This is a genomic window from Paraglaciecola mesophila KMM 241, from assembly GCF_000315015.1.
GTDB lineage: Bacteria > Pseudomonadota > Gammaproteobacteria > Enterobacterales > Alteromonadaceae > Paraglaciecola > Paraglaciecola mesophila.
Genome location: NZ_BAEP01000021.1, coordinates 40,447 through 54,962, shown reverse-complemented (window position 1 = coordinate 54,962; position 14,516 = coordinate 40,447). Strand labels below are relative to the sequence as shown.

12 protein-coding genes are annotated in these 14,516 nt (G+C 43.3%); 7 read left to right on the top strand and 5 right to left on the bottom strand.

The genetic code is table 11. The features are described 5' to 3' along the window. Positions 1-100 precede the first annotated feature (100 nt). Positions 101-1,390 carry an alkaline phosphatase gene (locus GMES_RS04890; RefSeq protein ID WP_006991475.1) on the bottom strand — a complete coding sequence of 430 codons (1,290 nt, stop codon included), beginning with the start codon at positions 1,388-1,390 and terminating at the stop codon, positions 101-103. A gap of 434 nt (positions 1,391-1,824) precedes the next feature. Here GMES_RS04890 and GMES_RS04885 point away from each other — a divergent pair, with 434 nt between their 5' ends. The 3 genes from GMES_RS04885 (at position 1,825) to GMES_RS04875 (ending at position 6,907) form a co-directional block, all read left to right on the top strand. Continuing rightward, entirely contained in the window at positions 1,825-3,426 is a 1,602-nt protein-coding gene (locus GMES_RS04885; RefSeq protein ID WP_006991474.1) for an isocitrate lyase, read from the top strand. A gap of 263 nt (positions 3,427-3,689) precedes the next feature. Continuing rightward, positions 3,690-4,634, top strand: coding sequence for a LysR family transcriptional regulator (locus tag GMES_RS04880; RefSeq protein ID WP_006991473.1), 945 nt, complete (start codon positions 3,690-3,692; stop codon positions 4,632-4,634). A 98-nt stretch (positions 4,635-4,732) separates the two neighbouring features. Beyond that, positions 4,733-6,907, top strand: coding sequence for a malate synthase G (locus GMES_RS04875; RefSeq protein WP_006991472.1), 2,175 nt, complete (start codon positions 4,733-4,735; stop codon positions 6,905-6,907). 21 nt (positions 6,908-6,928) lie between these two features. Here GMES_RS04875 and GMES_RS04870 read toward each other — a convergent pair whose 3' ends face one another. From GMES_RS04870 to GMES_RS04850, 4 genes are all read right to left on the bottom strand, one after another. Then, positions 6,929-8,065 carry a nucleotidyltransferase family protein gene (locus GMES_RS04870; protein WP_039986605.1) on the bottom strand — a complete coding sequence of 379 codons (1,137 nt, stop codon included), beginning with the start codon at positions 8,063-8,065 and terminating at the stop codon, positions 6,929-6,931. Further along, entirely contained in the window at positions 8,062-8,973 is a 912-nt protein-coding gene (locus GMES_RS04865; protein ID WP_006991470.1) for an HprK-related kinase A, read from the bottom strand. Before GMES_RS04865 ends, GMES_RS04870 begins: the two co-directional genes overlap by 4 nt. Positions 8,974-9,247: 274 nt before the next feature. After that, complete coding sequence (locus GMES_RS04855; RefSeq protein WP_006991468.1) at positions 9,248-9,790, bottom strand: hypothetical protein; 543 nt, start codon at positions 9,788-9,790, stop codon at positions 9,248-9,250. A gap of 143 nt (positions 9,791-9,933) precedes the next feature. Further along, entirely contained in the window at positions 9,934-10,716 is a 783-nt protein-coding gene (locus tag GMES_RS04850) for a S1 family peptidase (RefSeq protein ID WP_006991467.1), read from the bottom strand. A gap of 111 nt (positions 10,717-10,827) precedes the next feature. Between GMES_RS04850 and GMES_RS04845 the strand changes: the two genes are divergently transcribed. From GMES_RS04845 to GMES_RS04830, 4 genes are all read left to right on the top strand, one after another. After that, positions 10,828-11,844, top strand: a complete 1,017-nt coding sequence (locus GMES_RS04845; RefSeq protein ID WP_006991466.1) for an NAD-dependent epimerase — start codon at positions 10,828-10,830, stop codon at positions 11,842-11,844. A gap of 10 nt (positions 11,845-11,854) precedes the next feature. Next, positions 11,855-12,610, top strand: a complete 756-nt coding sequence (locus GMES_RS04840) for a YdcF family protein (RefSeq protein WP_006991465.1) — start codon at positions 11,855-11,857, stop codon at positions 12,608-12,610. Positions 12,611-12,701: 91 nt separating this feature from the next. Continuing rightward, a complete protein-coding gene (locus tag GMES_RS04835) occupies positions 12,702-13,541 on the top strand; it encodes a patatin-like phospholipase family protein (protein WP_006991464.1) in 840 nt (279 codons plus the stop codon). 31 nt (positions 13,542-13,572) lie between these two features. Further along, positions 13,573-14,382 carry a PEP-CTERM/exosortase system-associated acyltransferase gene (locus GMES_RS04830; protein ID WP_006991463.1) on the top strand — a complete coding sequence of 270 codons (810 nt, stop codon included), beginning with the start codon at positions 13,573-13,575 and terminating at the stop codon, positions 14,380-14,382. The last annotated feature ends 134 nt before the right edge of the window (positions 14,383-14,516 follow it).

The following is a 14,516-nucleotide window of genomic DNA, read 5'->3' as shown; positions in this document are numbered from 1 at the left end:
GTATAGTATTGTCTCTATCAGCGTTTTTTATTGGCTGCTTAAAAATCGTAGTCGTGAACACTGACGACCTGAGCACTCAATAATTAGCCGATTAGATTGGTTACTCTCGGCCAAGCAAGGTGAAAATATTATCTGCGACCTGCGTGTTGTTTAACATACCACGGAATTTTTCGCTGCCAGGCCCTATGGCGTATACCGGCACGTCGACCCCGGTGTGCCCTCCCGTCGTCCACCCTGTATTGGTGCGAATATCTAATAAGGTTTTCACTGTTTGATACGCTAATTCGTCATCTTGAGTATCTATTGCGTCCAACATGGACTTTTCCTCATCATTAAGAGAAAAACCAAGAAGATCAGCAGCTAACGCACTTTTATTCTTAGCTGTCATTAATTGCTTAGCAATAGCGTACGGCGATGCTTTAAGGTTATCGAGCCATTGCGGCTCCCAACGATAAATTTTATTAGCACCAATGGTAAAACCGCCCGTACTGTGATCGGCGGTTAATACCACCAATGTATCAGGGTGCTCACTAACGTATTGCTCTAGCCACGTCATAGTGTCCGCTAAGTCTCGCATCTCTGTCATCGCTGCGCCGACATCATTTGAGTGGCCGGCCCAATCAATTTGACTGGCTTCAACGAGTAAAAAGAAACCTTTATCGTTTTCAAGGTGTTTAACAGCGGTTTGAGTGAGCGTTTGTAAGCGCTGTTTCGCCGGCATGTCTAACGACCAATTTAAGCCTTGGTCTGCAAATAAACCCAACAATGGTTTATTTTTGTCTGTGGCACTCAAGTCGGCTATTTTATCAACATATTGGTAACCGGCACCCTCGAACTCTGCGACTAAATTGCGATCATCACGAATGAAGTAGTCCCAACCACCGCCGAGCATGACATCAAGTACGAAACGGTTATCCACTTTGTCATCAAAATAACTGTCAGCTATCTCGTTGTAATTCTTCCTACTCTCGTTATGTGCTGAATATCCTGCAGGAGTCGCGTGGTTAATTTGTGAGGTAACAGCAACACCTGTTTTCAATCCATGCTCTTTTGCCCACTCAAGTACCGTAGAAACAGGCTTTTTGTCGACATCAACAGCAATCGCGCCATTATAGGATTTTACGCCTGTGGCCAAGGCCGTTGCACCCGCCGCCGAATCAGTGACATAACCAGAGACTTGCGCTGGGTACGTACTGGCCATACCTACCAGCATGCGGTCAAAAACGGTTAGCTCTACCAGTGGCGTATTTTTGTTATCTGCAAAGTAACGATATGCGGTGGTATACGCTGGCCCCATTCCATCACCAACGACCATAATTACATTCTTAGGCTCTTGCGCTACGGCTCCCATACACAGGGCTGATAGCAAAACGGTACTCACAAACTTCATCTCAATCCTATATTTGCTTAATATTCAAACGCTTGATTATACGCAGCCTTTTGTGACAAGGCGTAGTATTGGGGCGATATTTTTGAAAAAACCTTGGCGTTTTTTGTCGCAAAATATTTGAATTATAATTTTTAGGTACATCACGGTATAGAAAACCGTCCAAAATGGATAAAACGAAACAGATGTTGCTGGGATCTACATTTTTATTACGACCTTAAAAAGGCGACTTTATGCTGTTTTACAGGGCTTATTAATTCTCTTCGCCTTTATATTTAAAGCGAGCCAACAATCATTCATTAAGTAAATATCGAAAATCAATATCATTTCCTTTCGTTATTTTAATTCTGTTAGTAGGATTTGGTCATCGGTTAGCAGCAACATTCAGTTTACAACCTGCTAATCAAATTTTACCTACAAACATAAGGAACATCGTCATGTCTAACTACACAAATGACATTCAAGCTGCCCAAACCTTAACTGGCGAAAATAGCCAAACGTGGAGTGCTATCAACCCAGAGTATGTAGCACGTATGAAAGCTCAAAACCGCTTCAAAACGGGCTTAGACATTGCGAAATACACTGCGGGTATCATGCGTAAAGATATGGCTGATTACGATAAAGACTCAAGCTCTTATACTCAGTCTCTAGGTTGCTGGCATGGCTTTATAGGTCAACAAAAAATGTTGGCAATTAAAAAACATCATGGCACCACAGACAAACGCTACTTGTACTTGTCTGGTTGGATGGTAGCAGCTCTACGCTCTGAATTCGGTCCTTTGCCTGACCAATCAATGCACGAAAAAACGTCAGTACCTGCGTTAATCGAAGAGCTTTATACCTTCTTGCGCCAAGCCGATGCGAAAGAGCTTGGAGAGCTGTTCAGCGCACTTGATAGTGCCAAAGAAGCTGGTCAAGACACCCAAGAAATTCAAGCTAAAATCGATAACTACCAAACCCATGTCGTTCCTATTATTGCTGATATCGATGCAGGCTTTGGTAATGAAGAAGCAACCTACTTACTTGCTAAGAAGATGATTGAAGCAGGCGCGTGCTGTATTCAAATTGAAAACCAAGTATCTGATGCTAAACAATGTGGTCACCAAGACGGTAAAGTAACCGTGCCTCATGAAGACTTCCTTTGTAAAATCAATGCCGTACGTTACGCGTTTCTCGAGCTAGGCGTAGACGATGGTGTGATTGTTGCGCGTACCGACTCTTTAGGTGCTGGCTTGACTCAAAAAATCCCAGTGTCTCAATCGCCTAACGACTTGGCTGCCCAGTACAATGCCTTTTTAGAAACCTCAGCAGTTGATTCTGTTGATGATTTGAAAGATGGCGATTCAGTATTGAAACTTGACGGCAAGCTAGTAAAACCAGTTCGTTTACCGAATGGTTTATACAAATTCAAAGCAGACACTGGCTTTGACCGCGTAGTACTTGACTGCATTACATCGCTGCAAAATGGCGCTGACTTATTGTGGATTGAAACTGAAAAACCGCACGTTCAACAAATTGGTGAAATGGTAAGTGCTATTCGTAAAGAAGTACCTGATGCGAAATTAGTTTATAACAACTCACCTTCGTTCAACTGGACGCTAAACTTCCGCCAGCAAGTTTTCGATGCTTGGTCTGAAGCAGGTAAAGATGTGTCTGGCTACAATCGTGAAGAGTTAATGTCTGCGCGTTATGATGCCTCTGAATTGGCTCAAGAAGCAGATGAAAAAGTACGTACATTCCAAGCGGATGCAGCACGTGAAGCGGGTATATTCCATCACTTGATTACGTTACCTACTTACCATACGGCAGCACTGTCAACTGATAACCTAGCGAAAGGTTACTTCGGTGAAGAAGGCATGCTAGCTTATGTTAAAGGTGTTCAACGTAAAGAGCTACGTGAAGGGCTAGCGTGTGTTAAACACCAAGCAATGGCGGGCTCTAACCTAGGGGATGATCATAAAGAGTATTTCTCTGGCGACCAAGCGCTTAAAGCGTCAGGCAAAGACAACACCATGAATCAGTTCGACGTTGCAGTCTAACGTCTAACTTTCAAAGTATAAAAATAGCAGGGTAACCTGCTATTTTTTTGCCTGCAGAACAGCATTCATTTGTAAAATGAGTATTTCTTTAACATCAAACTTTTATATTAATCTTTCTACTAAATTCATCAGCACACGCAGTCAATAAAAAAAATAATCCTTTTAATACATAAACTTAAAATTTTTCACTCACCTACTAGTATCTTTTTCTCATCTGAGTACAATCTGCTTACACAATAGAAAACATTAAGTGCATTAATATTATGAATATTTCAAAAGTAGACCTCAATTTATTGGTGTATCTGGACGTATTGCTGCGAGAAGGCAGCGTCACCCGCGCAGCAAATCAACTCAGTATCACCCAACCTGCCATGAGCAATGGTTTAAAGCGCCTGCGAGATCTTTTTAAAGATCCCTTACTGGTGCGCACCAGTGACGGGATGACACCAACAAAGCGAGCTCTAGAACTGCAACCCGTTATACGCGATGTGTTATCTAAACTTGAGGCCTCTATTCAACCAGAGACAGACTTTGTACCTGAAACCAGTAAGCGTACATTTAGGATCATGGCCAGCGATTACGCTGAGTCCACGTTGCTCCTTGAGGTGATACGCCAGTTGGCCAAAGTGGCACCAAACATAACGCTGGATATGATTACCCCAAGCGACGTGACCTTTCATGATGTTGAGCAAGGTAAAGTGGATATGGCCATTAACCGCTTTGAAGAGTTACCGTTATCGTTCCACCAAAAAGTCGTTTGGTACGATCGCTTTGCCTGTGTTGTTAGCAGTAACAATCCCATAGTAGATAACTTTACGCTGCAAAATTACATCGACAGCAAGCATATTTGGGTAAGTAAAACCGGCTTTGGTGTGGGTGTCGGGATAGATCCGAATGAAGTGCAAAAATTGGGATGGGTAGATGCCGAGCTGACTAAAATTGGTCAAAAGCGCGACATCAGGGTGTTTACTCGCCATTATCACGTCGCTTTACAACTCGCCAAGGTGCAGAACTTAGTGGCAACATTGCCAAGTAAAGCAGCTGCGCTATATGAAAACGACCCAAATATTGTGATCTTAGACCCACCGTTTGATATCCCACCGATTGGCCTAAAAATGGCCTGGAGTGCTTTGTTGCACCACGATGCTGGGCATATTTGGTTACGTCGCTTGATAACAGACGTTGGCGAAACCTTGTCTGCACAATAATCATTCATAAAATAAATAGCTGAGATAGAAACCATAAATTAAACAAACTAAGTTTTAGTTCGTAGACTGGGTTCATAGCCTTATCAATGGAGTAGAGCATGCAACAATATATTCAACGTGAACAATTACAGGTAGCGCCTCAGCTTGCTGCCTTTATCGAAGAGCAGGCTTTACCTGGTAGTGAAGTCGCCCCCACAGAATTTTGGGCTGGTTTTAGCAATATTCTAGCCCAGCTTACACCAGTTAATGATGCCTTATTGGCTAAGCGCGACTTGCTACAACAAAAAATCGATGCGTATTGCCAGTCTCATCCAACCTTAGAGCCTGTCAGCTACAAAGCTTTCCTTCAAGAAATTGGCTACTTGGAAACGCCACCAGCGGATTTCTCTATTACCACCGATAACGTCGACGATGAAGTAGCTACCATGGCCGGCCCACAACTTGTAGTGCCTATCAATAACGCGCGCTTCGCTCTTAACGCTGCTAATGCCCGATGGGGGAGTTTATATGATGCAGCCTACGGTTCAGATGTTATCCCTGAAGATAACGGCGCTACGCGGACAAAAGAATACAATCCCGCAAGAGGGCAAAAGGTTATACAGTACGCAAGAAAGTGGCTCGATGTTATCGCACCATTAACCAATGGCTCCCATATCACCAGTCAAGGTTATGATATTACTTCGGGTCAGCTAGTGGTAACGCTAGCCGATGCGAGCACAGCGACCTTGTCTCATCCTAGCCAGTTACTTGGATTTATTGGCGATAAGAACAACCCTAGCGCCATTTTGTTGCAACATAATGGCCTGCACGTAGAACTGCAATTTGATCGCACTCATCAAATAGGGCAAAGCGACCCCAGTGGCATGAAAGACATATTAGTTGAATCAGCACTGACAACTATTATGGATTGTGAAGACTCAGTTGCCGCAGTGGATGCTGAAGATAAAACCTTGGTGTATCAGAACTGGCTAGGACTGATTAAAGGCACGCTTGAAGTAAGCCTAAGTAAACCAAGCGGCTCCTCCGTCAGGCGTTTAAGTGCAGATCGAAATTACACTACGCTTACAGGCAAGCCCTTTTCGCTAAATGGTCGCAGTATGATGTTTGTACGTAACGTAGGCCATTTAATGACGAACGACGCAATCTTGTTTCAGGGTAAGCCCATCTACGAAGGGATAATGGACGCGGTTATCACCAGCCTAATCGCCAAACATGATTTGCTAGACAATGGCCAATATCGCAACAGTAAAGCGGGCAGTATTTATATTGTTAAACCTAAAATGCATGGCTCAGAGGAAGTGGCGTTCGCTGACACGTTGTTTAGCCAAGTAGAAGATGCTTTGGCACTGCCTAAAAATACATTGAAAATGGGCATTATGGACGAAGAACGCCGTACAAGCGTGAATTTGAGAGCATGTATCAATGCGGCCAAAGCGCGCGCCGTATTCATTAATACGGGCTTCTTGGATAGAACTGGGGATGAAATTCATACCTCTATGCATTTAGGGCCGTTTGCGTTAAAAGCTGAAATCAAGCAACAGCCTTGGTTGACTGCCTACGAGTTGGCCAACGTAAAAATTGGTGTAGACGCAGGTATGTCAGGCAAAGCGCAAATTGGGAAAGGCATGTGGCCAATTCCAGATAACATGGCAGACATGATGCAAAGTAAAACCAATCACCCTCAGTCGGGTGCCAACACCGCTTGGGTTCCCTCCCCGACCGCTGCGACCTTGCACGCCTTGCATTATCACCAGATTGATGTATTTAGCCTGCGTAATCCGATTGCAAGCAATAACTTTGATGGGCTGGATGATATCTTAACCGTACCTCTTATGGCTAACCGTTCCAGCTTGAGCGAGCAAGACATTCAGCGTGAGCTAGACAATAATGTTCAAGGGATTTTAGGCTATGTGGTTCGCTGGGTTCACCAAGGGATTGGCTGCTCTAAAGTGCCGGACATCAATAACGTTGGCCTAATGGAAGACAGAGCAACGCTGCGTATATCAAGCCAGCACATCGCTAATTGGTTGTTGCATGGCTTAATTAACGAGGCGCAAATAAATGACTCAATGTTACGTATGGCGCAGTTAGTCGATGAACAAAATAGCTCAGATAAGGAATACATCCCTATGATGCCTGATCCTATAGAATCAATTGCGTTTCAAGCCGCTCAAGAGCTGATACTACAAGGAACGGAGCAGCCAAATGGTTACACCGAACCTGTTTTGCACGCTAAGCGCAGAGAAATGAAAGATAAACTAGTCACTCAGTAGCGGTTCTTTTAAACACAGACGTTAAATGCCTGGTGGCGCGTTGTTCTTCGCGCTATCCGGCTTATTCACTCCTTTGCCAGCCACCCACTTCAACATATTTCTGTAACCTTTGGCAGCCGTATGCATGAGCAAAATATGCACTGGCATTTTTATCCAATGCCCTCTCACCAACGCCATCGTATTGGCTAAGCCCAACCCACTCACGTTACATAATGTATGATGCGGTTGCAGTACTCTAGAGTAGATCCAATCAAATATTTTTAGTTTAATTTTAGGTGGCAGCCAAAGTTGGCTTTTATGTAATTCAGCTTGTGGAATATGGGTATCGAACAGCATATTTACATAACGTAATGCTAGGGCGAGCTCTAAACCAAATCCTGTTTTTTGCGCCAGAATAAATAGCTCATCCCAAAATGCTTGCTCACATCCAAACTCGCTAAACAGCAAGTGCAAGTCCGACAAGTCGCGAAAGCCATGATGGTATTCTTCTTGATAAAACAAGTGCACAGCGCTGTGCAATATCATAGCACCTGGCGATAAGACGCGCGCGCCACAGGATAACGTCCGAGCACCAGCGGTAAAATCATTTATATCTGGGGCTTTACCACTGATAAGCGGCACTAAATTATGGTGTACATCTAATATTGTGCCTCGCCCTGAGTGCTTCAAAGGCGGAATTTCATGGGCCCACTGACGATAATACATATCATCATAGTCATCTGTTGGCTGAGTAAACCATGCATATACGCTTAAACGTGCTTCAACTTCACGTAAATTGGTTTTTGATACCAACATATCAATATCAGAGAAAACACGCCCTCTACCTGCGGTACATCCTGATAATGTGTAAGCAGCTCCTTTTAGATAAATAATTTCGGCTTGCAGCTCAACAGGTAAAATTCGCTTGAATTCGCGGGCCTCAAATTGCACTTGCTGAGCGAGTAATTTTGCATGATATTTAGCGGAAATAAGGTGCGTTTGCGCGTACTCAGGAACCGATTCCATGACAGTATCAAGCGCATAAGCAACTCTTGGTAAGACCGATGCTTCACGAGCGATCCTTATAAGCAATTCCCACTCTACGAGCGAAATAGACTTTGGCACACTACCTGACAGCAGTGTGACTAAGTGGCCTGTATACCTAGTTATAGCATTCACGGTGCAAACTGCCCTTCATTCAAAAAGGCCGAGACTTCGGCTAAGTCGTTATAATGTATTTCCACTGCGTCCGTACTTTCGACTAACTTTTGCAGTGCGAGAAAACCGTCAGCTCCTAATACCGAGTCGTTGAACGCATTGTCTGACAGCGCTTGAAACGCATCTGCCTTGGTTAAACTGTAGATATCTAACATAACATCAGCTGTGTATTTGGGTAATACAACAGCTATCACCTGAGCTGTTTGCTTAATATTATCAATACTTGCAATAGGCGGCTTGACGTGAGCCACATCGCCTTTGTTAGTGTCTCTGGCGATATTTGAGATAGTCACCTCAGGAAACCACGATTTTACCAAATCTATTGAATTATTCTTTAAACAGATTGGACGAACAAACGGGTGAACTAGGCCGGTTTCTAAATTAATAACCGTCATTTCGTCTGAGAGTAAGCGCCAACCGCTATGGGCCAAGTAGGCCGTTAACGTGCTCTTACCTGAGCCAGGTGGTGCCGGGAAAATTATCGCTTTGCCGTCTTTTTCAAGCACAGCACCGTGAAGCAATAAATATCTGTGCATATGAGACGCCATACACCAGTTCATTCCCCACTCTAACACTGGATACGCTTGCGAGCGTGGTAAGGGTAAAAATGGCACGAACTCATCGAGAAGAAAGTGAATTTGCGGTTTATACCAGCGTCTCAAGGATTGAGGCGATTGCACGGCAACCCGAAAATCCGCAGGAGATGCTTCATCAAGTAACTTATAGTCACCATACAGCTGATAGAACACACGCTGCACATCGGGCAATGAAGATTGAACACCAAATGCTGCCACGCCCAAATCGATGTTGATTTGACCCTTTATCAATCTCTCAGCGGCTTCACTTTCTGATATGTTCTTAAGTCTCAATGGGTTCGACCTTCTGAATGACGCACTCAGATTCGAGGTGCCTGATTGATTGTTGAATGTCGAACAAGGAGGAATCGGGAAATAGAGCGAGCATTTGCTCTTCATTAAAGCGAATACCAGAATGATACTGAGTAAAAAAAACCAAAAATTGGTCACTCAATCTCAGAGAGTTGCCCGTGATAGGCACAAACACAAAAACGCCAGACGAATCGCTGGCGTTATAGAACAATATGTTTGGATTGACTTGGTAAAAACTCAACGGCAGTGGTTTCAACTATCGCGTATAGGTTTGACTCAAGGCATCCATAAGCGCACCCTGATTGTTCATCGCTTCTTCCTCAAGCATTGAAGCATACATCTCAGGGGTCACTTCCGACGACAATGGATAATTTCCATAATAAGCATTCAAGTAACCAGCGACTAAACTTTTGTCGATGTCAGAACCTTGCCATAAAACACGATACAGATGAGGTCGGCTAACCACTCCCCCATTATTGTTTGTATACGTACCTGTAGTAGAAATACTAAAAACGGTGTCCCACTTAACCGCTTTTAGCGAGTCTTTTAGGTTTTGATCATTCTTAGCATCTACTAGCCAAGTAGCGGGTGATACTCCAGCAATCGTTGTGGTGGTACACGCTTGTGATAAATTTCCTGACAAGTTGCCCGATACCGTAAAACCATTGGCCGTTGTAGCCCAGGTAGCTTTCGATGGAAGGCTCACTATGAGTGCAGCGGCAGATCCCTTTAACAGAAACTTACGTCGGTTAGAAACAGCATCTTGGCTATTCTCAGTTTTTTTGTCGACGACATTCATTGTTTTTAATACTCCGTTGGTAACGCTTATCAGGCAGTACAAGCAAAATCCGGGCCCATACTCAAACCGCTGATTTTTAAAGATATATTTAGCATTGATTTAAAAACTGTAAAGTTTAGTGACAGATTTTAACAAACTAATAATTAGTTTACTGCAATCCCTTTCTTTTTGCTTAATAATCTTAAATATTTGACGGGAATAGCATAGCTGATGCCACTTGGTTTTTCTAAAACCGCTTCCTTTGTTTCTTTGATAAAAACTTTATTAATTATCCCTACAACACTGCCTGTTTCTGCATCGTAAATAGCACTACCACTATTGCCAGGGTAAGCTGTCATATCCAATTGATAAATCATGAAAGGATTCTCTAAACGATTGCGCATTTTCATGGTTAAGTTGCGCGCATTGGCACTTGGTATCACATCTGGGGTTAGTGCTGCGATCATTCCTTTGTGAGTCGCTGGATATAATCCTAATATCGAACCAATTGGGAAGCCTGTCATTAATATATCTTGTCCATCATCAACATACTCATCCGGCCCAAGCTGCAGGGCTGGTAATGTGTCACGAATTTTTAATATTGCTAAGTCGTGCACTGGGTCCTTAGCGATAATTTCAGCTTTATGGATTTTAGGCTGTCTCCCCGTTCCCGAAAAGACAATATGATATTGGACAATTTGCGGATCAAGCGGTTCTGATACAACGTGGAAGTTAGTCGCAATTAGCGTTCCATCACCAAACACAAAGCCACTTCCCCGCAGCTGATGCGAAACAGCAGACATTGCATCATACAATCCTACCCCCACTACAGATGGTTTAACTTTTTTGACCACACCCGTTTTTTGCGATGCACTGACTGACATCGTTAAAAACACCAAAGAAAAAACCACACAAATGATTTTATAAATATAATTTTTCGTTATCATAATAAGCTACTTACTATTTCGTAGGGCTAGTGTGAACAGAAACTTTGTCACAACAATAGCGTAACGTGATTAATATCTTAGGGTTATACACAAAATATTAGGATTAATGAAATGAAAGTATTAGTCACAGGGGCTGCCGGATTTATCGGTTTTCATGTTTGTCAGGTGTTGTTATCACGCGGTGACGAGGTCGTGGGTATCGACAATATAAACGATTATTACGATGTTAATTTAAAGCATGGCCGTTTGGCAGAGCTTGATGCTCACGAAAAGGCACAAAATTTCAACTTCGTAAAAATGGATATAGCTCAACGCAACGAAATGGAGTCTCTGTTTTGTGAACACAAATTTGACAAAGTAGTGCATTTAGCGGCTCAAGCAGGTGTGCGTTATTCGATTGAAAATCCCCATGCATATATTGACAGCAATATTGTTGGATTTACTAATGTTTTGGAAGGGTGTCGTCACAATGCAGTCAAGCACTTAGTGTATGCTTCATCAAGCTCAGTTTATGGCGCTAACGAGTCTATGCCTTTCTCGGTATCTGACAATGTTGACCACCCAGTATCTTTGTACGCTGCAAGCAAAAAAGCCAATGAATTGATGGCGCATACTTATAGCCACTTGTACGACTTGCCTACCACCGGCCTGCGTTTTTTCACCGTTTATGGGCCATGGGGACGGCCTGACATGGCACTCTTTAAATTCACCAAGGCGATACTCGAGGGTGATCCTATTCAGGTATACAACTTTGGGAATCACAGACGCGATTTCACCTATATTGATGACATTGTCAGCGGCGTTATATCCACCTTGGATCACAACGCAGTGGGTGACCTATCTTGGCAAGGCAAAGAACCAGATCCAAGTACCAGTAAAGCCCCATGGCGCGTATACAACATTGGCGCACAAACTCCGGTCAATCTACTAGATTTTATTACAACCTTAGAGGGCGCATTAGGTAAAGAAGCGGAAAAAGAGCTATTGCCAATGCAACCAGGAGACGTCCCAGATACCTTTGCTAACGTTCAGGCGCTTGTTGACGATGTCGGTTATCAGCCCAAAACCCAATTAAAAGAAGGGATCACCAACTTTGTGGATTGGTATAAAAGCTTCTACAAGATTTAAGGAAATGTAAATGCTGCAGTCATTAGCAAATAGTTTAAGCTCGCCGTTAGTTCATGGGCTTTTGCTGTTTGTTATCTTGCAGCTATTGTCTCGCCTGCCGCTTCGAGGTCGGCATATATATCGATGGGCGTCTTGCGTGCCAATCTTATGGATATTTTTTTGTAGTCTCGTTTATCCCAGTGTTCTGTTAATTAAGCCATTGGAAGACCAATATCCGACCATCAAACTCTCTTCAAATGAATGGCAACTGACCGATGGTATCGTAGTGTTAGCCTGCAATCATTTCGATGATGATGGCTTACCTTTTGTGAGTAAATGGCCACAGTGCACGATGCAGCGAAATTTACACGCGGCATTAATGTACAACGAAAAGCCCCTGCCAATATACCTAGCCGCTGGGATCTTAAATGAGACGGACTCAAAATCTCAAGCGCAATATAACAAGGACTTTTTGGTCACTTTAGGTGTAAACCCAAAGGATATTCATATCTTTCCTCAGGGGCATGACACAGAATCAGAAGTAAAGGCATTAGCGCCGCATTTACAAAACAAATATATTGCATTAGTAAGCTCAGCGAGTCACCTGCCTCGCGCAGTGGAATACTTTAGGCTACATGGGCTCTCCGTATTACCCATACCTGTAGAGCACCTCAGTCGGAAAAACGTTTCATTCACCTTAGGCTTGCCCAACGCGTATAGTCTTTATCGCAGCGAACGAGCAATTCACGAGTACTTAGGTCTAATATACCAGCGCTATATTAAGTGATAAAACTAGTTAACAATGCATTGACGCTATAAATCACCAGTCAGATTACAGGCCATAGTAGGTTCGGCGAAGGATAAGCAAGGAACTAAACATGAAATCAATAGTGCCAATTTTTTCGGGGGGCGGAACCCGGTTAACAGTACATATTGGCGTGTTCGATGCCTTACAAAAGCTCGATATTCAGTTTCAACATATGGTGGGGGTTTCTGGCGGCTCCATCGTCGCAGCTCTCTTCTGCTGTGGCGTGCCCTTGGCAGATATTAAACACCTAGCCATGACAACTGATTTCAAAAAGTTCAAAGGCTTTTCGTTACTCAGATTATTACGTCAAGGCGGTTTGAGTTCAGGGGATCAATTTGAGGCGTGGATGGACAAGCACCTTAAAGGCCTAACGTTCTCAGACATAGATAAAGACTTGCACATTTTAGCGACCGATGTTAACGGCGGCGGTCCGGTGGTATTTAGCCGTAAAACGAGTCCCGATTTAAAGATATCGAAGGCGGTGCGATTTTCAATGTCGATCCCACTTTTTTTCAGCTTTCAAGCCTATAAACAGCATGTCCTTGTAGACGGTGCTATTTTATCAGAAGATGCATTATATCAAGATTGGGCAGGTGATGGCTCACCTGTGATGTGTTTTAAATTAAAAAGCGAGCATGTGACAGATCCGAACTTCAAAAAAAGTTGGCTGCCATTACGGCAATATGTGATGATGCTGATTAGGACCTTCATGACGGCAATGTCGCGAGAGTATGTGCATGCAGAGTATTGGCGTAATACTATAATCATTAATACGGGTAAATTATCTCCCGTTGACTTTAATATTACGGCGCTACAAAAAGAGGAGTTGTACAATATTGGTTATAACACCGCGTTTGAATTTGTGCCTAAACGAATGCAGATTTATACCGATACACAACTAAGGAACTAGATGTGGACTACCGTTTTAAAGAAATGAATCTATGAAGCAACTTCGAAAATACGCTGATCTCCCTATTATTGGGCCAGTGGTAAAAAAAGTAATGAATTTGGTGGTAAGCCAGAAGGCTAATCAGATCTCTAGACATTTCGCGGAATACCTCAGTCCTGTTGTTGCCCTGTCAGACGATCTGCGTAATGAATCTTATAAAATTAGGCACAAAGTTTATTGCGAAGAATTAAAGTTTGAAGATGAACGTTCAGACAAAATGGAAACCGATCAATTTGATAGTCACTCTACCCATTGTCTAATCAAGCACCTTCCTACCGGTGAATATGCCGGTACGGTTCGTATCGTGCGCTCTATGAGTGAAGAGCAACTCCTACCAATAGAGAAATATTGTATTAGTTCTATCGCTGACGATGCGGTACACCCAAGTGACTTTCCGCGAAGTGAAATATGTGAAATATCACGATTGGCAGTCCCCGCTCAGTTTCGAAAGCGTGCCACGGATAAATTTAAGGGTTCAGCCACAGGTGCCATTAATGAGCATATCTACTCTGAGCGCGAGTTACGCTGTTTCCCATTTATTGCGGTGGGACTCTATTTGTGCGCCGCGTCCACCTCTCGCAAGCACGACATTAAACATTGTTTTGTGATGATGGAACCCAGACTGGCCCGCAGTTTACGTTTTGTAGGGATCCCATTTCAGCAAGTAGGTCCCGTTGTGGAATATCACGGCAAGAGAGCCCCATACTATATCAGTCGTCACCTATTGATGAGCGGCCTGACACCTGGCTTCAAACGCATGCTGAAAAATATCGAAAAGAAAGTCGCTACACAGTTTAAATAAAAATCAAAACCTTGTTTTAGCATGTATATTCAGAACAAGTTTTATACCTGCAAAATAGGGGAAGATATTTAATATCTTTCGTCAGTGGCTTTTGACGGAATATAAATATGCTTTGATCGATAAGCCCATGATGG

Coding starts and splice junctions, on each gene's coding strand:
- GMES_RS04890 (WP_006991475.1), bottom strand. CDS start 1,390: ATGAAGTTTGTGAGTACCGTTTTGCTATCAGCCCTGTGTATGGGAGCC.
- GMES_RS04885 (WP_006991474.1), top strand. CDS start 1,825: ATGTCTAACTACACAAATGACATTCAAGCTGCCCAAACCTTAACTGGC.
- GMES_RS04880 (WP_006991473.1), top strand. CDS start 3,690: ATGAATATTTCAAAAGTAGACCTCAATTTATTGGTGTATCTGGACGTA.
- GMES_RS04875 (WP_006991472.1), top strand. CDS start 4,733: ATGCAACAATATATTCAACGTGAACAATTACAGGTAGCGCCTCAGCTT.
- GMES_RS04855 (WP_006991468.1), bottom strand. CDS start 9,790: ATGAATGTCGTCGACAAAAAAACTGAGAATAGCCAAGATGCTGTTTCT.
- GMES_RS04850 (WP_006991467.1), bottom strand. CDS start 10,716: ATGATAACGAAAAATTATATTTATAAAATCATTTGTGTGGTTTTTTCT.
- GMES_RS04845 (WP_006991466.1), top strand. CDS start 10,828: ATGAAAGTATTAGTCACAGGGGCTGCCGGATTTATCGGTTTTCATGTT.
- GMES_RS04840 (WP_006991465.1), top strand. CDS start 11,855: ATGCTGCAGTCATTAGCAAATAGTTTAAGCTCGCCGTTAGTTCATGGG.
- GMES_RS04835 (WP_006991464.1), top strand. CDS start 12,702: ATGAAATCAATAGTGCCAATTTTTTCGGGGGGCGGAACCCGGTTAACA.
- GMES_RS04830 (WP_006991463.1), top strand. CDS start 13,573: ATGAAGCAACTTCGAAAATACGCTGATCTCCCTATTATTGGGCCAGTG.